The organism is Streptococcus infantis, from assembly GCF_047463175.1.
Classification (GTDB): Bacteria; Bacillota; Bacilli; order Lactobacillales; family Streptococcaceae; genus Streptococcus; species Streptococcus infantis_AC.
Map to the genome: position 1 here is coordinate 402,431 of NZ_JASHEJ010000002.1, position 21,819 is coordinate 424,249.

Genomic DNA, 21,819 nt, shown 5'->3' on the forward strand with positions numbered 1-21,819 from the left:
TTCGAATCAAAGCATTTTAAATAGCTCTCCAATCATAATGGAAGATGCGGCTGCACCCCTGTATCTCGCTTCTTCCTTTTTGATAAAGCGGGCCAGATTGACTAACTCTGGCGCTGGGGTCTTGGGATTCTTGAGTAGTTCAAGAGTGACCAGACCTGATAGCCGTACTGCTAGCAAGCGCTCATTGGTACTTGTCAATTGCTTAGCAGTCTCTACAAGTGCAAGCACTAGATCTTCACTCAGGTTTTGACGGGCATGATTGTAAAGATCCCGTATCAAGGTTTCTAGGTTTGGTTCTTCCATCCCTATCACCTCCATCTTTTCTGTTTAATAATTTTTGATTAAATCTACTGTAGAGCGATCCAATTTTTTAACCAAGGCTTGTAAGAATGCTTGTGCTTCAAGGAAATCATCCATTGCATAAAGTGTTTGGTGAGAGTGGATATAACGGGCACAAACACCGATTGTTGTTGATGGGACACCACCATTTTTCAGATGGGCTGCACCTGCGTCAGTTCCACCTTTTCCACAATAGTATTGGTATTTGATTCCAGCTTCTTCAGCAGTTGTTAAAAGGAAATCCTTCATGCCTGGTAGGAGCAAGTGACCTGGATCGTAGAAACGAATCAAGGTTCCATCACCAATCTTGCCTTGACCACCATAGACGTCACCAGCTGGTGAACAGTCAACTGCAAGGAATACTTCTGGGTCAAATTTGGTTGTTGATGTATGGGCACCACGAAGTCCAACTTCTTCTTGGACATTGGCACCAAGATAAAGTTCATTGCCTAGTTTTTGGCCTGACAAGTTTTCTGCCAGCTCACTAACCATAAGAACTCCGTAACGGTTGTCCCAAGCTTTTGAGATGATATTTTTTTCGTTAGCTGTTAGGATTGCGCTACTATCTGGAACGATTGTGTCCCCAGGACGGATACCATAACTTTCGGCCTCAGCCTTATCCGCAAAACCACCATCGAAGACGATGTCTGAAACAGCTGGCATGGTTGGCCCGCCTGTCCCACGAGTCAAATGTGGAGGTACTGAACCTGAGATTACTGAAATTTCACGGCCTTGGCGAGTGAAGAGTTTAAAACGTTGGCTGCTGACAACCATCGGGTTCCAACCACCGATTTCAACTACTCGGAAGGTTCCATCTGGTTTGATTTCACTTACCATAAAACCAACTTCATCCATGTGAGATGCTACCAAAACACGAGGTGCATCGACTGCTTCTGAGTGTTTGATACCAAAAATACCACCTAGACCATCAGTCACTACTTCATCCACGTGAGGTGTTAATTTTTCACGAAGATAAGCGCGAACAGGTGCTTCATGACCTGAGATAGCAGAAAGCTCTGTTACTTCTTTGATTTTAGAAAATAATGTTGTCATTTCTATCCCTTCTTTCTTTCAACCATTTTACCACTTTTTATAGGAGAAGGGTAGTGGAAAGGTGGATTTCTAAATTTGTATCTTATTCTGCTTTCTACAAATCATATCTTATTTTCTAAGTAGAAAAAACGGTATTCCCTTGTGTATGAGGGAAGGTCTAAAAAAATTATAACACCGACGTCTTTACTTTTATGAAACTATAAAAAATATTTGACTTTTTCTTCTACATTTTTTAAAATAGAACAAAATTAGAAAAAGGAAAAAATCATGACTAAAACAATTCTTGTTACAGGCGGAGCTGGCTACATTGGCTCACATACTGTCAAAGCTCTTTTAAATGCTGGATATCAGGTTCATGTCCTAGATAACCTTTCTACAGGACACCGTTCAGCTGTAGATAATCGTGCAAACTTTAAACAACTTGACGTTTATGATGCTAGTGCCTTAAAAGCCTACTTGGAAGAAAATAAAATTGATGCAGTTCTGCATTGTGCAGGTGAAATTGTTGTTAGCGAAAGCATTGAAAACCCAAGCAAATACTTCACTGCCAATGTTGCTGGCATGAACCAAGTTCTTAAAGTCTTATCTGAAGTTGGTATTCAAAAAATCATGTTCTCTTCAACTGCTTCCCTCTATGGTAATAACTGTATTGACAAGCCAGCGACTGAAGATACCTTGCTCGACCCTGTCAACCCTTATGCAGAAACAAAATTGATGGGCGAACGAATGATTTACTGGATGGCTAATCGCTATGATTGGAAATATGTCATTTTCCGCTATTTCAATGTAGCTGGTGCAGAAATGGATGCTTCAAATGGTCTCCGTGTAAAAAATCCAACTCACATCATTCCGAATATCAATAAGACTGCATTGGGACAAAATGATAGCCTGAAAATATTTGGAGATGACTACGATACGCGCGATGGTTCATGTATTCGAGATTACATCCATGTTTTAGATCTTGCACAAGCCCATGTTAAAGGGATGGATTACCTATTCCAAGAAACTAGTTCTTCTCAAATCTTTAACTTAGGAACTGAAAAAGGTTATACCGTCAAAGAAATCTTTAAAACTGCTGAAGAATTACTTAATCAAGAAATCCCACACGAAATTGTTGCTCGCCGTGCTGGGGATCCAGCTAGCGTCCTTGCAGATGCCTCAAAAGCTAAAAAATATCTTGATTGGGAAGCTAGTTACTCTCTAAAAGATATTATTTTATCGGATTATCATTGGCGTGTTAAAGAAGGCAAAAACATTTTGGAATAAATAACAGAAACATCAATAATAAATAAAAACACAGATAGATGGCACTTGATAAAAACCAAGTATCATCTATCTGTGTTTTATACATTAGGAGCCAATTTTATCTTGTATTTCTCTTTAAAGAAAAGTGATCTGGTACGGGGTCCTTACCTATTTCAGACCAAGGATGACATCGCAATATCCGTGCCAATCCCATCAGAACCCCCTTAAATCCATGCTTTTCAATAGCCTGAATCATGTAGTTTGAACAAGTAGGCTCAAATCTACAAGAAGGTGGGAATGCAGGGGATATAAAGCGTTGGTAAAAGCGCACAGGCGCAATTAAAATTCGTTTCATTATTTATTAGTTGTTACAGCCATGGTGTGTAGTTGGCTGATTTCTTTTTTGTTAAGACGACGGGATTCTCCTGGACGGAGACCTGTCAAGTCTAGGTGTCCAAAACGTGTCCGAGACAACTTATCCACTTGAAGCCCAACTGCTTCAAACATCTTTTTAACCTGGTGGTTACGTCCTTCATGGATGGTCAACTGTACAACAGAACGGTTTTTGACTGGGTCTACTTTAAGAATCTCATAAACCGCTGGCTTAGTTTTCTTACCATCAATCTCAAGACCACGGGTCAAGGGGCGTAGATTTTCCTTGTTAGCAATCCCTTTTACACGCGCTACATAGACCTTATCGATTTCATTACGTGGGTGAATCATCTCATCGGTAAAGTCACCATCATTGGTCAAAATCAAGACACCTGACGTATCCCAGTCCAAACGTCCCACAGGGTAGATACGCTCTTTCACATTAGGCAAAAGATCGACAACCGTCTTACGTCCTTTATCATCTGTTACACTGGAAATCACACCACGTGGTTTATTGAGCAGATAGTAGACCTTTTCTTCGTTGTAGATTGGTTGACCTTCAACTTCTACCTTATCGCCAGACTTAATGGTTGTCGCTAGTTCACGCACTACCTGACCGTTAACAGTCACCAAGCCTTGTTTGATCAACTCTTCTGCTTTTCTCCTACTGGCCACACCTGCGTGGGCAATATATTTATTGATTCTCATCTTCTTCTATCCTTTCACCAAATAATTGGCTTTCTTGTGCTTGAATTTCAAGCTCGTCAATCACAGGCAATTCTTCCAAATGATTAATACCCATGTAATCTAGAAAATAATCCGTAGTTACATAGAGATTAGGGCGCCCAAGAACTTCTTTTTTCCCATCTTCTCTTATCAAATCGAAAGCCTGTAACTTAGCTAGAGCTCCGCTTGAATTAACCCCACGAATAGCATCAATCTCAATTCTTGTGATAGGCTGCTTGTAGGCAATGATGGACAGCGTTTCAAGGGCAGCTCGAGATAGGCTCTGGTTGATTGGCGCCTTAGAGTATTCTTTTAAAATCGCTGCAAATTGAGCCTTGGTTACCAATCTATAAGCACCACCTGTCTCAATCAAGTCTAAACTAGAATCCTGGTCTTTTTCATACTTTTTGGCTAATTTTTCTAAGCTTTGCTGAATTCCTGTTGGTGGAAGCGATAGGACCTCCGCCAGCTGGCGGACTCTAATGCCATCCTCCCCCGCTACAAACAGGAGCGCTTCTATTTTTGCTAAAGTACTCATACTTCCTCTCTATCAAGCCTGACTTTGCTCTGCTTGATTTTCGTCTTTCTTTTTCATGAGATAGATATCTCCAAAACTCTCTTTTTGAATCAAGAGAATTTCTTGGGTTTTAATCAACTCCAGGGTCGCTAAAAAGAGTGTAATAACCTCTTGCAAATCCTTTGTTTCTTTAAACAAATCCTGCAAGCATAATTGCTGACCTTCAACCAAGGCTTCTCGAACGATAACCATCATATCCTCAATCTTATACTCATCTCGTAAAATGGTTGTATGGTTTTTCGAGAATTCTTCCTTTTTCTTGGTCAATAAAGTTGAAAAGGCTAAGAAAAGATCGATCGTGGTCTTATCATGCACAAGTTCAGCATCTTCGTAAATTAACTCTGTCGGTGCTTTTGAGTAATACTGGGCTCGATCTTGGTGCTTGACTTCCAACTGCTCTCCCAAAAGTTTAAACTTGCGGTATTCTTCGATTTGAGAAAGAAGGTCCTGTTCAAGATCATCTTCTAAATCTGTCACTTCCGCAACCTTTGGCAAGAGCTTACGACTTTTGATCAGCATGAGTTGGCTAGCCATCACCATATATTCACCTGCCACTTCTAAACGCATGGCTTGTAAGGTTGATACATAGGCTAGATACTGCTCAATAACTTCTGTAATCGGTACATCATAGATATCCATCTGATACTTTGAAACCAAGTGTAAGAGCAAGTCCAAAGGCCCTTCAAAATCTTTTAATTTAATATCCATTATCTATACTTTTCTAAGGTCATGACTGTTTTTAATCCCAATTTTTTAGCGATTTCATACAAATCAACCTTCTCTTCAATTTGTCTCAGTATAAACTGTTCTCTCAATCCTTGAGCCGATAAATCTGCAAAACCTTTTTCCTTTAGAACGGCTTCTAACTGACGAAAGGCCCATTGACGAGAGTATGGCTTACCAGTTTTTTCAAAGAGGTAGGTCTTTCCCATCAAGGGTTCTAACTCTGCAAGTAATTTTGTGGGAAGACTCAAGATTCTTTGTTGAGAGGCTTTATTGATTCTCAACACTTGAAAATCTAGATTCACATCACTTATTTTTATGGCTAGAATTTCACTAGGCAAGAGGCCCAATTCAACTATCAATAAGGCTATTAAACGCCCTTCTGGATAGGTACTTTCTTGCCAGAAAGAACTCAAGTCTAAAAGCTCTGACTTGACTTGTTTTTTCTCAGCCTGTTTCGGCAATTCCAAACGATAAAAGGTGCCAATCTTTCCTTTCTGGTATAAAAAGTAAAGAAATTGATTGCAGGCAGAAACTTTACGCTTTTGGGCACTAATTTTAAAATTTGATAGTTGAGCTTGGTAGATTTTTAAACTTGTCTCAGAAATTCGTTCTCCAATAAGGTCTAAAAACTGCTCCAAGTCATATTTATAAGACTGTTTAGAATTACTAGATAGATTTTGCTTTTCTTCTAAAAATGATAAAATCCATTCTCTCATTTACTTCGAATCTCATATTCCTTACTAAAGTCATGTAAGAGGGCATTAACAGCCTTTAGGATAGACTTACGTGTGATAATTCCCTGGAAGACACCATCCTTATCTACGACAGGGAGGAAGGACTCATCCACTAGCTTGTGCAATACATCCGTTAGATGATAATCTGGCTCCACAACTGCAACATTCTTTTTAGTCATATGAACAATGTCTGTATCCGCCATGGCCTCTTGACTCAAGCCATTCTCCATTTGGTAGGCTAAAATATCTCTTAGGCCAATTGTTCCGACAAATTTTCTCTTATCTGTTACTACTGGAACCCTACTATAGGTCATCTGACTAAGCAAGAGGATTGCATGATCTGCATTGTGAGTATCAATGAGTACAGCCAAATTTTCAGCAGGAGTCAAAAAGGTTTCCTCTTGTTCCAGCAAAAAGAGTTCAAATTCTTTGGCAATCATCGAGCAAACTCCTTGGACAAACCTGGATAAACCTCATGATCACGTGTCAAAAAGTCCACTTTGAAATAGCTGTCATCAATTTCCACACGAGCGTAGAGGCATTCTCTGATGGTTCCACGTGGTTGGCTGATAGAACCTGGATTTAGAAAGAGGGTCTTCCCTTCCATCCAAGCATTTGGTACATGCAAGTGACCATAGAGACAGATATCAGCATCTTCCTCTTGAGCCCAGAAATCTAGTTTTTGGAAATTGAAGTTAATGTTAAATAAGTGTCCGTGAGTCTGGATAATCTTGGTAGGACCCAGTTGAGTCACTAAGCGTTCTGGATAATCTGAATAGAAATCCATGTTTCCTCTAACTACCTGAATCCCTTCCCAGAGTGGTGAATCTGGGCGAAGCTCCGAGTCACCATCGTGAAAAATGGCATCAACTTTCCCAAGATAGCGATCACGTATTTCTTCTACAATCAAGCTATCTCCATGGGAATCGCTCATTACAATGATGGTTTGCTTTGCCATGATGGAAATACCTCCAAAAGTTTCTTAACGGCTAAGGCACGGTGAGATTGACTATTTTTTTCTTCAAGGGTTAATTCAGCTGATGACTTGCCTGTTTCTCCTACTAGGAAAAGAGGATCATAGCCAAAACCATTTTCACCCTTAGGTTCAAAGTTAATGTATCCTGGCCAATCAGCTTCGACCACCAAGCTTTCCTTACCTGGGCTAGCCACAACCAAAGTGGTGTGGAATTGTGCCGAACGGTCCTTGAGTTCAAAGACCATGGCTAATTCGTGCAAGAGTTTAGCATTGTTTTCCTGGTCAGTGGCTCCCACTCCTGCAAATCGAGCTGACCAAACGCCTGGCAATCCACCGAGGACATCGACTTTAAGACCTGAATCATCTGCTAGAACCATCTTGCCTGTTAACTGTGAAATAGTTTCTGCCTTAAGGCGAGCATTTTCTTCAAAGGTCATACCAGTTTCAGCAACTTCAGGCAGATCTGGGTAATCATTGAGATTCTCCACATCATATCCAAGTTTGTCAAAGATAGCACGAAATTCCTTGGTCTTCCCTTCATTACGAGTCGCTATCAACAAGGTTTCTCTGACTTTGCTAGTTTCAAAGAAGGCTTCGACATCTACTCCTTCTTTAGGTAATTCCACATGCAAGAGTTGTCCATTTTCAACTAAGAGCAAGGCACCTTGGCGTTGAATGACTTCCAAGTTTCGACCGGCTTCTGCATTTAAAATCTCAACGATAAAAGAGAGTAAACGGAAGTTGGAAGACCAGCGCATTACCGTAATCGTGATTGGAAAACCATTTTCCTCATCACGGAAAATGCGAGCCAAATCCATAAAATCGAGATCAAGAGGATCTTTTATGAGACTATAGATTCCACCGTAGACGTCCCAGACACCTACATACCAGTCCTGGTCATCCTTGTATTCATAAATTTTGTTTGTCATAATGTTACATGCTCCACATGAATCTCTTTTTCTAGCCATTCCGCTCCAATCTGAGCAAAACTATGGCTATTTGCAGTAGTATAAAAACGGTGTTGTAAAGGCCCTGCATCACGGCTACGATTGATTTCAAAATAATTGAGTAAGACAGAGATATCTCGTACACACTCTGCTCCACTATCAATCAGTTTCACTTCCGGTCCCATCACATTTTGGATAATGGGTCTGAGAAGCGGGTAGTGGGTGCAGCCCAAAATCAAGCTGTCTACCTTGCCCACTAATGGGCGCAAGGTTTCATAAACTACTTTCTTGGTCACACTGGTTGAAAGTGCACCAGACTCAACCAAGGGAGCAAACTTAGGGCAGGCTAAACTTTCAACTTGCAAACTTGGATCTAGGTCATGAATTTTTTGACGATAGATATCTGATTGTACTGTCATCGGTGTTCCAATCACACCGATTCTCCCACCCTGACTAGCTTTGATAGCAGCTGAAGCACCCGGTAAAATCACTCCAAGAACAGGAATATCGAGTTTGGATTTAATTTCTTCCCAAACAACTGCTGTTGCAGTATTACAAGCGATGACAATCATCTTGACATCCTTAGTCAAAAGAAAGTTGACCAACTGCCAAGTATATTCACGAATTTGCTCAGCAGGACGAGGCCCGTAAGGTGCCCGTGCCGAATCTCCAATATAGACGATTTCTTCATGAGGAAGCTGGCGCATGAGTTCACGTACAACAGTCAAGCCTCCAACGCCCGAATCCAAAAAACCAATTGGTCGATTATCCATACAGTCTTCTTTCTAGTCTTATTTTTCTGATTGATAGTTCATTATCATTACATTTCTCACTGAAATTTCTGACAGACTGGTAAACTCCAGACTATCTCCCTCTTAATCATAATCAAATATCAATAGAATGCAAGGAAAAAGTCTTATCCTTAAATATCAGTTGAACATAGTGAGAAGTCTGGAATTTTCATCCCAGACTTTTCCTATTTATTTCTTTTTATTGTTAGCAAGGGCTGCTTTTTGTTGGCGAATGATTTGGTGGTACACTTGTTGTACCTTAGCTTCGCTTGGCTTTTGACCATTTGCACTCAACAGAGTACGAACTGCTTCTGCATTCAAACGTGGGTTATCAGCAAATTCTTTTTCGATTTGCTTGCGCACCAAGTACATTCCTCCAAGTGCTCCACCAAGAAAAGCTAAAACAATCAATACAATTGCTAAAATAAGGTCCATAATATTTCTCCTGTTTCTTTTTGAATCTTCTATATTATACCATAAAGTCCCACGCCTGACTAGTTTGATTTACGCTTTCAAAAGGGTAGGGCATTCCTCAGATTCTTTTTCAGCTCTAATCTTTTTTAATTCAATAAGATTAAAAAAATAACTAAAATTTGGTAAAATAATTCATTTTTTCCTAAAAAACCTTGCATTGGATTGATTTATTTGCTATATTAAAATTATACAAAACAAAGAAACATCTTTCTGCAAGACTTATTTTTTACAGGAAAATGTATGCGCTTACAGATTCAAGAAAGGAGTTTTTTTGGAGAAGAGCTATTGGGAAAATCCTGTAAGTATAGCATCCGAAAATTGACCGTTGGAACTGCTTCTGTTTTTCTAGCGACACAGAATGTAGCTGCCGATGGCATCGAAGTGAAAGAAAATCAAGCAAGTGTCAGTGAGAATACGGTTCAAGTGAATACAAAAGTAGAGGAACCCACTCAAGAGGATAAGGAAAATCAACCAAGCACAGAAAATCCAACTTCTACTGAATTAGCTGCCAAAGAGGTAAAACCTGAAAAGGAAACACCTCAAATACATCATCAATCAGAGACTAACGCTGTAGTTGAACCTTCTGAAAATAAGGAGAGTGAAAAACCAGAACTTCCTATGACTAAGCAAAAAAACTATCAACTTCATTATGACCAACCAACTGCTCCTTCTTATGACGGCTGGGAAAAACAAGCCCTGCCAGTCGGAAATGGAGAAATGGGGGCAAAAGTTTTTGGGCTCATCGGTGAAGAAAGAATCCAATACAATGAAAAAACTCTCTGGTCTGGTGGACCGCAACCGGATAGCACCGACTACAATGGAGGGAATTATCAAGACCGCTATAAGGTCTTAGCAGAAATTCGTAAGGCATTAGAAGAAGGAAACCACCAAAAAGCAAAACAATTAGCGGAGCGCAACCTAGTCGGACCAAACAATGCTCAGTATGGTCGTTACTTATCTTTTGGTGATATCTTTATGGTCTTTAACAACCAAAAGAAAGGCTTGGAGAATGTTACCGACTATCATCGTGGTTTAGATATTTCTGAGGCCATCTCGACCACTTCTTATACCCAAGATGGTACAAACTTTAAACGCGAAACCTTCTCTAGCTATCCTGACGATGTTACTGTGACCCACTTGAGTAAAAAAGGTGATAAAACCCTTGATTTTACACTCTGGAATAGTTTGACTGAAGATTTGATTGCGAATGGCGACTACTCCTGGGAATATTCGAATTATAAACAAGGAGCAGTTACGACTGATTCTAATGGTATTTTGCTCAAAGGAACTGTCAAAGACAATGGTCTGAAATTTGCTTCCTATCTCGGAATCAAGACAGACGGACAAGTCACTGCACAAGATGGCTATTTGACTGTCACCGGAGCCAGCTATGTGACCCTTTTACTCAGTGCCAAGACCAACTTTGCTCAAAATCCAAAAACTAATTATCGCAAGGATATTGACCTAGAAAATACTGTTAAGTCTATCGTAGAAGCTGCCAAGGCAAAAGATTATGAAACCCTAAAAAATAACCACATCAAGGATTATCAAAGTCTCTTCAACCGTGTTCAACTAAATCTTGGTGGCAACAAGTCTAGCCAAACTACAAAAGAAGCTCTGCATACCTACAACCCAGAAAAAGGGCAAAAACTAGAAGAGCTCTTCTTCCAATACGGACGTTATCTACTCATTAGTTCTTCTCGTGACCGGACAGATGCCCTTCCTGCCAACTTGCAAGGAGTCTGGAATGCTGTAGACAATCCACCTTGGAACTCAGATTACCACCTCAATGTCAACCTTCAGATGAACTACTGGCCTGCCTACATGAACAATCTTGCAGAAACTGCTAAGTCAATGGTCAATTATATTGATGACATGCGCTACTATGGTCGTATCGCTGCTAAAGAATATGCAGGTATCGAATCCAAAGAAGGCCAAGAAAATGGTTGGTTGGTTCATACTCAGGCAACACCATTTGGCTGGACAACTCCAGGTTGGAATTATTACTGGGGTTGGTCTCCTGCTGCCAATGCTTGGATGATGCAGAACGTCTATGACTACTACAAATTCACCAAGGATGAAACCTATCTCAAAGAAAAGATTTATCCAATGCTCAAGGAAACAGCCAAGTTCTGGAATTCCTTCTTGCACTACGACAAATCTAGTGACCGTTGGGTTTCTTCGCCATCCTACTCACCAGAGCATGGAACTATCACGATTGGAAATACCTTTGACCAATCTCTAGTTTGGCAACTCTTCCACGACTATATGGAAGCAGCCAATCATCTCAATGTCGACCAAGATTTGGTGACAGAAGTGAAGGCTAAATTTGACAAACTCAAACCACTTCATATCAACCAAGATGGCCGAATCAAGGAATGGTACGATGAAGACAGTCCTCAATTCACTAATGAAGGACTTGAAAACCATCACCGTCACGTTTCTCATCTGGTTGGGCTCTTCCAAGGAACCTTATTTGGCAAGGATCAGCCTGAATATCTGGAAGCAGCACGCGCAACCCTAAACCATCGTGGAGATGGTGGAACGGGTTGGTCTAAGGCTAATAAAATCAACCTCTGGGCTCGTCTGCTTGATGGAAATCGTGCCCATCGTTTGCTGGCAGAACAACTCAGATCCTCAACTCTAGAAAATCTCTGGGATACGCACGCGCCTTTCCAAATTGATGGGAACTTTGGTGCAACTAGCGGTATGGCAGAAATGCTCCTTCAGTCTCACACCGGCTACATTGCCCCATTACCAGCCCTTCCAGATGCATGGAAAGATGGGCAAGTTTCAGGTTTAGTCGCTCGTGGTAACTTTGAAGTCAGCATGAAATGGAAAGAAAAGAATCTTGAAACGCTATCCTTCCTTTCTAATGTGGGTGGAGACTTAGTCGTAGACTATCCAAATATCGAAGCTAGCATTGTCAAGGTAAACGGTAAGGAAGTACAAGCTACCCTCATCAAAGACAATCGCATCCAGCTTGCTACTCAAAAGGGCGATGTCATTACCTTTGAAAACTTCCCTGTGCCTATACTGTCTGAATTTGATTAGACTAAATCTAATCTATATCATAGACTCTCTACGAATCTATTATTTGCATCAGCTTTTTAAAACTTCGCCTTAATCTTATTGCTATAAACAAAAAAGATGGAATATCTTCCATCTTTTTTGTGATAATAAAGTTATATATGAGTATATATATGTACGTACTTCCAATTTCTAGTCTCTAAAATAAACTAAAAAGCCAGTTATAAATCCAGTTAAAAATCGAATATAACAAATTCAAAAGGAATTCATAAAAAATTAAACAAATGTGATACCAAATGAATTCTACAATCGTAATCAGTGGCTTGACTAGGACATAAAACAAAATATCCAAAATAAATTTCATTTTCTGTCTTCTTTCTTAGGAAGTCCCACAATCCAAGGCAGAGTAGATATCATTTTATAAGTCGCAAGAAATTTAGCAACCTCTAGGGCTTTTGGCTCAGATTCCTTCTTCTCAGTCAGCACTTCCATTCCTTTTACCCAGAGGCATATCCCAATCGTTCTAGCCATTCCTGTAAAAAAATTTGGTTGGTTGTCCATGTGATTCTTCCGTAGTTCATATCATTTCTAACAGATTAGTTCTTATTGTATTCAGTATATCAAATTAATGTAGATTATCAAGTTTTTATCTGCAAAATAAAAAAGTTTCATAACCTTTCTAGAATAATACTAGGAAGATTATAAAACTTTTCATTAGTTCATATCTTTTTTATAGCGTTCCAATTCTGCTTGGTTAGCCCAAACATAATGTCCTGGACGAATTTCAACCATAGACGGTTTATCAGTTTCGTAGTCATGTTGATTAGGATCATAGACTTTCAAAACTTTCTTTCGTTCCAAGATTGGATCTGGAATCGGCACAGCTGATAAAAGCGCTTGTGTGTATGGATGAACTGGATTGTTAAACAATTCTTCAGTTTCAGCCACTTCAACAATGACTCCCTTATAAATTACCGCGATACGATCAGAGATGAAACGAACTACTGACAAATCGTGAGCGATAAAGAGATAAGTCAAGCCCAATTCTTTTTGAAATTTCTTGAGCAAATTCAAAACTTGGGCACGCACTGAAACGTCCAAGGCTGAAATTGGCTCATCCGCGATCACGAAGTCAGGTTGCATAACCAAGGCACGAGCAATCCCGATACGTTGACGTTGTCCACCTGAGAACTCATGAGGGTAACGTGTCAAGTGTTCAGCCAAAAGTCCTACTTCACGAATGATGTTTTGAACTTTTTCTTTTCTTTCTTCTTCATCTTTAAATAAATGGTGATTGTAAAGACCTTCTGAGATGATATAGTCAACTGTTGCACGTTCATTCAAACTTGCAGCTGGGTCTTGGAAAATCATTTGAATGCGACGGATTAATTCCGCTGCTTGTTCACGTGATTTTTTACCATTGATTTTTTGCCCATCAAAGATGATATCCCCTTTGCTGGTATCATTAAGGCCGATAATGGCACGACCAATTGTTGTTTTACCACTACCTGACTCACCAACTAGAGAGAAAGTTTCACCTTTGTTGATAAAGAAGTTAGCATTTTTAACGGCTACAAACTTTTTGCTTCCTTCACCGAAGGAAATCTCTAAGTCTTTAATTTCTACTAATTTTTCAGACATTTCCTTCCTCCTAGTTTTCTAGATGAACAAGACCCATTCTCTGACGAATCTTGTCATGTAAATTTGAAATTACTGCTGGTTTTTCAACTTTTGGAGCTCGTTCATCAAGCAACCAAGTTTTAGCCCAATGAGTATCTGACACAGCAAATTGAGGTGGTTTTTCTTCGAAATCAATCTTCATCGCATAGTCTGAACGTAGAGCAAAAGCATCTCCCTTCAATTCAGTATAAAGCGATGGAGGTGTTCCAGGGATTGAGTACAATTCACCTTTATCATCAGCTAATTGTGGCAAACTTGATAGTAGGCTCCAAGTATAAGGATGACGAGGATCATAAAAGATTTCTTCAACAGTACCGTACTCAACAATCTCACCAGCATACATAACTGCAACTTTATCTGCAATACTTGCTACAACACCGAGGTCGTGTGTGATAAAGATTGTTGTAAAGTGATATTCATTTTGAAGAGACTTAAGCAAGTCAATAATCTGAGCTTGAATGGTAACATCAAGGGCCGTAGTTGGCTCATCACAGATCAAAACATCTGGGCGACATGCAAGAGCAATAGCGATAACGATACGTTGACGCATCCCTCCAGAATATTGGAATGGATACTCCTCAAAACGCTTTTCAGCATCAGGAATACCAACCTTATTCATGTAGTCAATAGCCATTTCTTTTGCTTCTTGAGCTGTTTTCCCTTGGTGTTTAATGATAACCTCAGTAATTTGGCTTCCGATTGTTTTGATTGGATCCAAACTAGTCATCGGATCTTGGAAGATAGTTGCAATCTTTGCCCCACGAATTTGTTCCCAATCCTTGTGAGACGAAAGTGCTGTTAGGTCTTGTCCACGGTAATCGATGCTCCCCTGAGCGATACGCCCGTTTTCTTCTAACATTCCTGTAAAAGTTTTTGTCAAAACTGATTTACCCGAACCAGATTCTCCAACCAAGGCAAGAACTTCTCCTTCAATCAACTCCAGAGATACTCCACGAATAGCGGTCAAAACTTTGTCACGAACATCAAATTCCACGACAATATCTTGAGCAGATAAAATTACATTTTTATTGTTCGTCATTTCTACTCCTATCTGTGTGTACGTGGATCACTAGCATCGGCTAAGTTTTGTCCAACAATGAAAAGTGACAAGGAAACCAAAACCAAAATTGTCAATGGAATCCAGAAGAGGTAGGCATTTGTAGTTACGTTCTGAGAATAATCTGAGATCAAACGTCCCAAACTTGGTACTGTGATTGGTAAGCCAAGTCCAAAGAATGATAGGAAGGCTTCATATGAGATAAATGCAGGGAGCATTTGTGACATAGTCGTAACAATAACAGATACCAATTGAGGCATGATGTTTTTTATGACGATTTTGTAAGTTGGTGTTCCGAGTGTACGTGAAGCAAGGTTGTACTCCAAATCACGGTAACGCATGATTTGAATACGGATTGAATAAGCAATACCAATCCATGTAGTCACACTCATGGCAAAAATCAAGTTCCAGAAACCTGCTCCGATAGAGTAAGTCAAAACGATAACGATCAATAGCGATGGAATATTGTTGATAACGTTGTAGACTTCCATCATGATACGGTCTACCGATTTTGAAATACCCCAGATTCCACCTACAATCACACCGATAACAAGGTTGATAAAGGTCGCAATTACAGAAATCAAGATAGAGTTACGAGCTCCAAACCAGACACCATCAAAGAGAGATTTCCCGTTACTATCTGTACCGAACCAATATTCACCATTCGGTTTGATATAGCGAGCACTAAAATCATTTACCTTACTTACATCGTTAAAGTCAAAATCTGAGAACATTGGATAGATGAAACTCATCAAAACGATGGCAATCAAGATACCGAGCATGATGACTGTTGATTTTTTCTTCAAAAACTGTCTAAAGACAGAACCCCAGTATGAATAAGCAGGAGTATCAATTGCTTCAGAGGCAAAATCATCACGTTTTACAAATTGAAATTTATCATTATTCATTGTAGACATTATTTGCCTCCTTTCTCTGTCAGTTTAATACGTGGGTCAATCATAGTCATCCAAATATCCCCAATTAAGTAAGAGAAGATTGAGACGCAAGTAAAGATGAAAACTAGACCAACTACCATGTTATTATTTGACGCTTTTACAGAGTCAATCAACATTTTACCCATACCTGGGAAGGCGAAGACTGTTTCTGTAAGAGTTGCTCCACTGATAACACCAATAATAGAACCTGGAATACCTGAAACGAGTGGTACCATAGCGTTCTTAAAGATGTGTTTGTTTGAAATTTCTTTCTCAGATAGACCTTTTGCACGTGCAAAACGAACGAAGTCTTGAGATTGTAAGTCAATCATGTAACGACGAATCCAAATTGCCATACCAGGTGCACCCAACAAGCCCAAAATCACTACAGGTAAAACATATGAACGCCAGTCTCCAGCACCCAAGATAGGGAATGAATCTGGGAATCCAATTGAAGAACCAATCAAACGAATGATGTATACAAGGGCAATCGTTGGAAGAGCAAGTAAGAAGGTCAAAGCTCCTGTAGAGAAACTATCAATCCATGTATTTTTGTAACGAGCCATTGCAGAACCAAGTGGAATTGCAATCGCGTATGAAATAGCAAGACCAATCAAACCTGTGATAGCAGAGCTTGTAATCATTGAAGGATATTGATAATTACTTTCAGTAGCTGTATAAGGATCATCCTTACCATAGTTTGCTACTTCACGTGCATCTGCTTGACTTGGAGATTTGTAGGTTCTTGAGTAAATGTTAACTGATGATGTTTTCTTACCAGTTGGGAATTGAACTTCTGAAGTCTTGGTTTGTCCTTGACCTTGTGTGATAACTTGAAGAACAGGAGTATTGGCATAAGTTGGGTAAGAATCTCCTAAGTTCAAGTTGACAAAGTTTTGGTGAACAAATGGGAATTGACTGTTGAAGTACAAGAGGTATTTATGTTTAGTCCCTGAACCTACTAGAGACCATCCAATAGCCGGATCGTTTTCAAATCGCAAATAACGCTCTAAATTAGGATTTTCCGGGTCTTGAATCTTGTTTGTATGGTCAATGTCAAGCAAGTTTGCATAGAATTTGAACACACGCTCGAAAATAGGGATTTCACGAGTAGCATAGAATTGTCCGCTCTCTGTGAATACACCCAAAGTCCAACCGTTACCAAGTTGTTGGATATATTTTTCGTAGATAGCTTTATTTGTATCGTTTGCATCAACGGTTACAGAAGGGTCAATGCTACTAGCTTTTTCCTGCAACTCTTTCGTATCGTAATATTCGATATAACCCATACGCTCAAAAACGGTATTTTCATAGTTATCACGTTTATCAGCTGTTGTTGCAATTTTATTGTAGTTAGTATCTTGTTTGAAGATCAACTTCCGTGGAACTAACGTATAGATAATCGTGTAGATCAAGGTCGTTACTAAAAAGATAGAAACTAATGACCGCAAGATACGCATAAAAACATATTTTTTCATATTATTTCCTTTAAAATCCCAAAAGAACCTTCTCCTTTTGGAGAGAAAGTTCTGATGAGCATTATTTATTTCACGTGGCTCGCTAATTCTTTTTGAGCTTTTTCATTTGCTTCTGCTTTTTCTTTAAGCCATTTCTCACGAGCTTTTTGGTATTCTTCTTTTGTAATAGGTTTTTCACCAACTTCAGTGTACTTCAAGTAACCTGAGGTTTCTCCTTTAAGACCCGCAACTGAGTATGAAGAAGTAAATGGAATAACTTTAGATACAAATGATACAGCAGTTTCTTTCGGACCTGCCATTACAGGAATTGTCAAACCGTTGTCTGTTAACCAAGCTTGTGCAAGGGCATATTTTTCATAACGTTTTTGAACGTCTTGATTTTCTTTGTTTGCTTCATCAAGTAATTTTTCATAGTCAGACAAACCAAGTTTTTGGATAACTGATGCATCAGTATCTTTATCGATACCCATAATCAAACGAGTATTACCGCCTTTAATCGTGAACTGGTCTAAGAAAGTTGATGGATCTTGGTAATCAGGATTCCATCCAGTCAAGGTATGAATATCCCAGTCTTGTTCTTTAGCTGTTGGAGCACTAAATGAAAGTGGTAATGCTTCTGCTTGAGTCATTTGTTGAAGATCGATGACAACATTGTCAGCTCCAAGTACGTTTTCAATAGACTGTTTAAGTGATTGAACACGGTTTACAACTGCTGTAGACTCTTGGATTGTTAGAGCATCCAAGTGAATTGGGAATTCTACCCCTTCTGCTTTCAAGCTTTCTTTTGCTTTTGCAAAGGCAGCTTTAGCCTTTTCTTCGTTGTAGAGACCATTTTGCGAATCAGCAAGCGATACGTTTGACCATGTGCTTGAGTTTGTCTTCGCAAGACTTTCTTCTACAAGTTTACCAAACTGTTTGTCTCCAACTTGAAGATCATATGGTGAGAATGTATTACGGATTGCAACTGCAGCACCATCTGTACCATTTGTCTGAGCTGAGTAAGAATTACGGTCTACCGCAAAGTTAAGGGCTTGACGGAATTCTTTGTTTAGCAAAGCTTTTCTTGTAGATTCTTTTTGGCTATCTGTTGTTTTTGAGGTATGGTTATAAGTTGTACGACCATAGTTCACACTTACAGTAGCGATAGCTGATCCTGGTTCGTTAAAGAAGATATTATCTTTGAACTCGGAAGCATATTTTTCATATGTTGAGCTAGTAGGATAGATACGAGCTTTACTGTATTGTCCTTCTGAGAATCCTTTAGCAACGATATCTTGGTCTTTCCCATCCCAGTAAGTAAATTTGATGTTTTGAATTTTAACAGCATCTTTATCCCAATAAGCGTCGTTCTTAGCCATTTCAATTGATGATTTAGCTGTGATTGATTTCAAAACAAATGGTCCATTGTACAAAATAGAAGATGGATCTGTAGGTGCACCAAAGCTTTCCCCTTTTGATTTAAGGAAATCTTCGTTAATTGGCATCATCACGCCGTTTGTTGTTTTGTCATTCCAGAAAGTTTCTGGTTGGTTCAATGTATATTCAAGAGTGTTGTCGTCAACTGCTTTTACACCAACCGTTGAAAAGTCGTTTGTTTCACCGTTAATGTAAGCGTTGAGTCCTTTAATTGAAGAACTAATAACTGACAAACCTTTTGATTTGCCTTCTACCGCGTGTTTCAAACCTGTCACAAAGTCTTGGGCTTTAACTGGAGCATATTCTTCTCCTTCAGCAGTAACCCACTTAGCATCCTTGCGGATCTTATAAGTGTAAGTCAAACCATCTTGTGAAACTGTCCATGATTCAGCAATCGATGGCACAAGGTTTCCATATTTATCATTAGCAAGCAAACCATCTACCGCATTTGTAGTGACAAAAGAAGTAGAGTCAACGTTGTTAACAACATAATCCAATGTTTCAGGATCAACTGAATAAACGTATTTATAATCTGATGCTAATTTTGTGTTGCTTGAACCTGCATTTGAATTTGAACATGCAGCAAGTACTCCGACAGCAAGCAAGGATACTCCCGCTACCGCAAGAATCCGACTTTTTTTCATTTTTTAAACTCCTCGTTTTAAATAGTGGATATTGAAGATTATACCACAGTTTTCGTAAAAAGTAAACGAATTTTCAGAATATTTTGTCGCATGTTTTTTTAAACATTTGAATCTTATGTTTTCAGAAAAGAAAACTATTGACGAGAAACAATTTTCAAGGTATAATAATAAAAGTTAAGGCGGTATAGCCAAGTGGTAAGGCACGGCTCTGCAAAAGCTTGATCGTCGGTTCAAATCCGTCTACCGCCTCTATATAAACGAAGACTCCTAACGGAGTCTTTTCTTTTTTGCACTTAAAAAGCTTTATCAGTCTTCTCTGATAAAGCTTTTGTTTTATTCAGTTTCTTCTTCTGATTCAAGTTCTTGGATTTGAACCTTAAGCTTGGTTACACGACCATTTTTTACCTTGTCATTTGTCAAGGTGATATGCTTGTTGCCACTATCTAACTCATAACTGAGTTTTTCTGATGTTGGGATAGTTCCCACACCAGTCAAATAGTATCCAGCAATTGTATCTACATTGTCACTTTCAAGCTCGACATCAAAATAATCATTGAAATCGTTCAAATTCATTGTCCCTTGGACAATATGAGTGTCCTCGCCGATAGTATGAACATAAACTTCAGCACGGTCAGTTTCATCATCAATCTCACCGACAATCTCTTCAAGGAGATCCTCTAGTGTAACTAGACCAGCCATACCACCATATTCATCAAGAAGAATAGCCATCTGTCTTTGTGAATTTCTCAGTTCTTTTAACAAATCGTCCACAAAAATGGTTTCAGGCACAAAGAGTGGATCTTGTAAGATTCGCTTCCAGACGATATTATCGAACCCACTGACAAAGGCTTCTTTAAGGAGACTCTTTGTATGAATCAAACCAATGACATTGTCCTTATCGCCGTCATAAACAGGAATTCGAGAAAAGTTTTGTTTTAAGATACTTTCGATAATGGTCTGAGTGTCATCTTGGATATCTACCATGAAGGCATCTGTTCGAGGAACCATAACTTCACGCGCCATAAGCTCATCTAGTGAGAAAATCCCCTGCAACATCTCGATTTCATCAGCATCCAAAGTTTCTTCGCTTTTAGTCAGCATGTACTCAATCTCATCACGAGTCATTTTTTCGTCTGCATCGTCAAATGTCATCGGCGTCAAACGGCTCAAAAGATTGGTTGATGCAGATAGCAACCAAACAAAGGGACTCACAATCTTACCGAGAGCAATAATAAATGGTACAGTTCGGATTGCCAAGGCATCCTTAAGATTTAGAGCAATGCGTTTAGGATAAAGTTCACCAAAAACGATAGAAATATATGTCAAAAAAGTAAGTGATAGGAAACTTGCGATTGCGTGCGCAGTTTCGCTATTTCCCATCCATGAGGCTATCAATTGTCCTAGAGAGTCTGCTAGTTTAGCCCCTGACAAGATTGTAATTAAAGTAATACCAACTTGAATGGTTGATAAAAAGTGATTGGGGTTTTCAAGTACCTTTAGCAAACGGATATAGCGTTTATCTCCCTCTTCAGCCTTTTGTTCAACACGTGAGCGACTAAGAGAAACCATAGCCATCTCTGTAGCAGAGAAAAAAGCATTTAAAAAGGTCAAAACAACTAATAATACAAATTGCAGTAACAAATCCTGACTGCTCGGGTCTTCCATTTTCCTTCTCCTAAAAAGTATAATTGTGACTATTATACCATATTTTTCAACTTCTACACATTAAATTGTGATTTCTATAGTAAATCCCCTACCGAAACAATAAGGGACCGACTATCTATTAGTTCTTTGTAACAGTTACTTTTCCTGTTCGGTAATCTAACTGAATTCCCTTTTGAACGTTAGGAACTACGACGTTAAACTCCAATTCACCATCAGATGATTTGGCTTCAATCTGAGATGCAGAAGGAACCAAATCTTCTTCTGTAGCGTAGAGCAATGTGACACGGTAACGCACGCGCTTATTTTGATCCAAAGCCTTTCGAACTAAACTTTCATAGTAGTTTTGTCCAGTCGAATCTTCTGCGCGTGCTTGGTTGGCCCAGGCTGTTTGTACAGCGATATTTTTGGGATTGCTAGTAGATGCATCAAAACCATCTAAACCACCAATCAAGGCATAGCCTAATAAATGTCCTCTATCTACAGCGTGATTATAAGTCCCTTTTAGGTTTTTGACCTGATGCCATCCTGCCGGGGTCCAAGAAGTTGAACCATTCCCGGTTTCTTCACGGTCTTTGTACTGTCTTGTTGCTTTTGACATAAGGGCATTAGCAACAGTTGGGACCGTCTCCCCACCTACAGTTTTTGTCTTGTTATCAGCATAGGGTTTACTTGAAACCTTTGCATCTAAGTTCGTTTTGTTCCCATTTACGATAAAGGCACCTGCTCCATTCCACTCAAGAGTACCCTTTATTTGTTTTTTGACCGAATCAGTCAGTACACTCTCTGCCAATTCTTGACTTGGAGTATCAAGCGACTGGGATTTCTGGTTAACCTGTGTTTGCGGTGTAACATTGGAAGCCTGCATTTCTTTTATGTAGTAACTTCCTGCCGACAAAAGTAGGAAAAGCAGAAGACCTATTAGTGCCTGCCTTGTTTTTTTGTTCATACTTTCTC

At 39.4% G+C, this 21,819-nt stretch carries 21 protein-coding genes, 1 tRNA gene and 1 pseudogene; 3 read left to right on the top strand and 20 right to left on the bottom strand.

Annotated features, from left to right (window positions below; translation table 11 throughout):
* Positions 1 to 6: 6 nt before the first annotated feature.
* Together QM859_RS05820 and pepA are read right to left on the bottom strand one after the other, a co-directional pair.
* Positions 7 to 303: a bacteriocin immunity protein gene (locus QM859_RS05820; RefSeq protein WP_414262412.1), complete on the bottom strand. Its 297-nt coding sequence runs from the start codon at positions 301 to 303 to the stop codon at positions 7 to 9.
* Between the two features lie 24 nt (positions 304 to 327).
* Positions 328 to 1,392 (bottom strand): glutamyl aminopeptidase, encoded by a 1,065-nt coding sequence (gene pepA / locus QM859_RS05825; protein WP_414262413.1) that lies wholly within the window; start codon positions 1,390 to 1,392, stop codon positions 328 to 330.
* 267 nt (positions 1,393 to 1,659) lie between these two features.
* Here pepA and galE point away from each other — a divergent pair, with 267 nt between their 5' ends.
* Positions 1,660 to 2,658 carry a UDP-glucose 4-epimerase GalE gene (gene galE / locus QM859_RS05830; protein WP_414262414.1) on the top strand — a complete coding sequence of 333 codons (999 nt, stop codon included), beginning with the start codon at positions 1,660 to 1,662 and terminating at the stop codon, positions 2,656 to 2,658.
* A gap of 97 nt (positions 2,659 to 2,755) precedes the next feature.
* On the opposite strand, the gene yidD is transcribed toward galE, so the two are convergent.
* The 10 genes from yidD to QM859_RS05880 form a co-directional block, all read right to left on the bottom strand.
* A complete protein-coding gene (gene yidD, locus QM859_RS05835) occupies positions 2,756 to 2,992 on the bottom strand; it encodes a membrane protein insertion efficiency factor YidD (protein WP_414262415.1) in 237 nt (78 codons plus the stop codon).
* The gene (locus tag QM859_RS05840) at positions 2,992 to 3,717 is read right to left on the bottom strand and encodes a pseudouridine synthase (protein WP_004251725.1); all 726 of its coding nucleotides are present in this window, start codon (positions 3,715 to 3,717) and stop codon (positions 2,992 to 2,994) included. Before QM859_RS05840 ends, yidD begins: the two co-directional genes overlap by 1 nt.
* A complete protein-coding gene (gene scpB, locus QM859_RS05845) occupies positions 3,704 to 4,273 on the bottom strand; it encodes an SMC-Scp complex subunit ScpB (protein WP_414262416.1) in 570 nt (189 codons plus the stop codon). The genes QM859_RS05840 and scpB overlap by 14 nt, the downstream gene beginning before the upstream one ends.
* Positions 4,274 to 4,285: 12 nt before the next feature.
* Complete coding sequence (locus tag QM859_RS05850; protein ID WP_414262417.1) at positions 4,286 to 5,020, bottom strand: segregation/condensation protein A; 735 nt, start codon at positions 5,018 to 5,020, stop codon at positions 4,286 to 4,288.
* Positions 5,020 to 5,754: a site-specific tyrosine recombinase XerD gene (gene xerD, locus QM859_RS05855; protein ID WP_414262418.1), complete on the bottom strand. Its 735-nt coding sequence runs from the start codon at positions 5,752 to 5,754 to the stop codon at positions 5,020 to 5,022. Before xerD ends, QM859_RS05850 begins: the two co-directional genes overlap by 1 nt.
* Entirely contained in the window at positions 5,751 to 6,212 is a 462-nt protein-coding gene (cbpB, locus tag QM859_RS05860) for a cyclic-di-AMP-binding protein CbpB (protein WP_414262419.1), read from the bottom strand. The genes xerD and cbpB overlap by 4 nt, the downstream gene beginning before the upstream one ends.
* Positions 6,209 to 6,730, bottom strand: coding sequence for a metallophosphoesterase (locus QM859_RS05865; RefSeq protein ID WP_414262420.1), 522 nt, complete (start codon positions 6,728 to 6,730; stop codon positions 6,209 to 6,211). Before QM859_RS05865 ends, cbpB begins: the two co-directional genes overlap by 4 nt.
* Positions 6,706 to 7,716 carry a nucleoside-triphosphate diphosphatase gene (locus QM859_RS05870; protein WP_414262421.1) on the bottom strand — a complete coding sequence of 337 codons (1,011 nt, stop codon included), beginning with the start codon at positions 7,714 to 7,716 and terminating at the stop codon, positions 6,706 to 6,708. Before QM859_RS05870 ends, QM859_RS05865 begins: the two co-directional genes overlap by 25 nt.
* Positions 7,674 to 8,468: a glutamate racemase gene (racE, locus tag QM859_RS05875; protein WP_414262422.1), complete on the bottom strand. Its 795-nt coding sequence runs from the start codon at positions 8,466 to 8,468 to the stop codon at positions 7,674 to 7,676. The genes QM859_RS05870 and racE overlap by 43 nt, the downstream gene beginning before the upstream one ends.
* A gap of 207 nt (positions 8,469 to 8,675) precedes the next feature.
* Positions 8,676 to 8,921, bottom strand: coding sequence for a YneF family protein (locus QM859_RS05880; RefSeq protein ID WP_004251708.1), 246 nt, complete (start codon positions 8,919 to 8,921; stop codon positions 8,676 to 8,678).
* A 310-nt stretch (positions 8,922 to 9,231) separates the two neighbouring features.
* On the opposite strand from QM859_RS05880, the pseudogene QM859_RS05885 reads away from it, so the two are divergent.
* A pseudogene (locus QM859_RS05885) lies at positions 9,232 to 11,987 on the top strand (glycoside hydrolase family 95 protein); the annotation flags it as partial.
* Between the two features lie 363 nt (positions 11,988 to 12,350).
* On the opposite strand, the gene QM859_RS05890 reads toward QM859_RS05885, so the two are convergent.
* The 6 genes from QM859_RS05890 to QM859_RS05915 all read right to left on the bottom strand — a co-directional run bounded on the left by QM859_RS05890 (position 12,351) and on the right by QM859_RS05915 (position 19,200).
* Complete coding sequence (locus QM859_RS05890; protein WP_074324326.1) at positions 12,351 to 12,551, bottom strand: mechanosensitive ion channel protein MscL; 201 nt, start codon at positions 12,549 to 12,551, stop codon at positions 12,351 to 12,353.
* Between the two features lie 153 nt (positions 12,552 to 12,704).
* Positions 12,705 to 13,631, bottom strand: coding sequence for an ATP-binding cassette domain-containing protein (locus QM859_RS05895; protein ID WP_195183709.1), 927 nt, complete (start codon positions 13,629 to 13,631; stop codon positions 12,705 to 12,707).
* A gap of 10 nt (positions 13,632 to 13,641) precedes the next feature.
* Complete coding sequence (locus QM859_RS05900) at positions 13,642 to 14,709, bottom strand: ABC transporter ATP-binding protein (protein ID WP_414262423.1); 1,068 nt, start codon at positions 14,707 to 14,709, stop codon at positions 13,642 to 13,644.
* 8 nt (positions 14,710 to 14,717) lie between these two features.
* Positions 14,718 to 15,644: an oligopeptide ABC transporter permease OppC gene (oppC, locus tag QM859_RS05905; RefSeq protein WP_414262424.1), complete on the bottom strand. Its 927-nt coding sequence runs from the start codon at positions 15,642 to 15,644 to the stop codon at positions 14,718 to 14,720.
* Positions 15,644 to 17,140 carry an ABC transporter permease gene (locus QM859_RS05910; RefSeq protein WP_414262425.1) on the bottom strand — a complete coding sequence of 499 codons (1,497 nt, stop codon included), beginning with the start codon at positions 17,138 to 17,140 and terminating at the stop codon, positions 15,644 to 15,646. Before QM859_RS05910 ends, oppC begins: the two co-directional genes overlap by 1 nt.
* Positions 17,141 to 17,205: 65 nt before the next feature.
* A complete protein-coding gene (locus QM859_RS05915; protein ID WP_414262426.1) occupies positions 17,206 to 19,200 on the bottom strand; it encodes a peptide ABC transporter substrate-binding protein in 1,995 nt (664 codons plus the stop codon).
* A 178-nt stretch (positions 19,201 to 19,378) separates the two neighbouring features.
* On the opposite strand from QM859_RS05915, the gene QM859_RS05920 reads away from it, so the two are divergent.
* A tRNA-Cys gene (locus tag QM859_RS05920) sits at positions 19,379 to 19,449 on the top strand.
* Positions 19,450 to 19,533: 84 nt separating this feature from the next.
* On the opposite strand, the gene QM859_RS05925 is transcribed toward QM859_RS05920, so the two are convergent.
* Positions 19,534 to 20,865, bottom strand: a complete 1,332-nt coding sequence (locus tag QM859_RS05925; RefSeq protein WP_414262427.1) for a hemolysin family protein — start codon at positions 20,863 to 20,865, stop codon at positions 19,534 to 19,536.
* A gap of 118 nt (positions 20,866 to 20,983) precedes the next feature.
* Positions 20,984 to 21,811, bottom strand: a complete 828-nt coding sequence (locus QM859_RS05930) for a DNA/RNA non-specific endonuclease (RefSeq protein WP_414262428.1) — start codon at positions 21,809 to 21,811, stop codon at positions 20,984 to 20,986.
* Between the last annotated feature and the right edge of the window lie 8 nt (positions 21,812 to 21,819).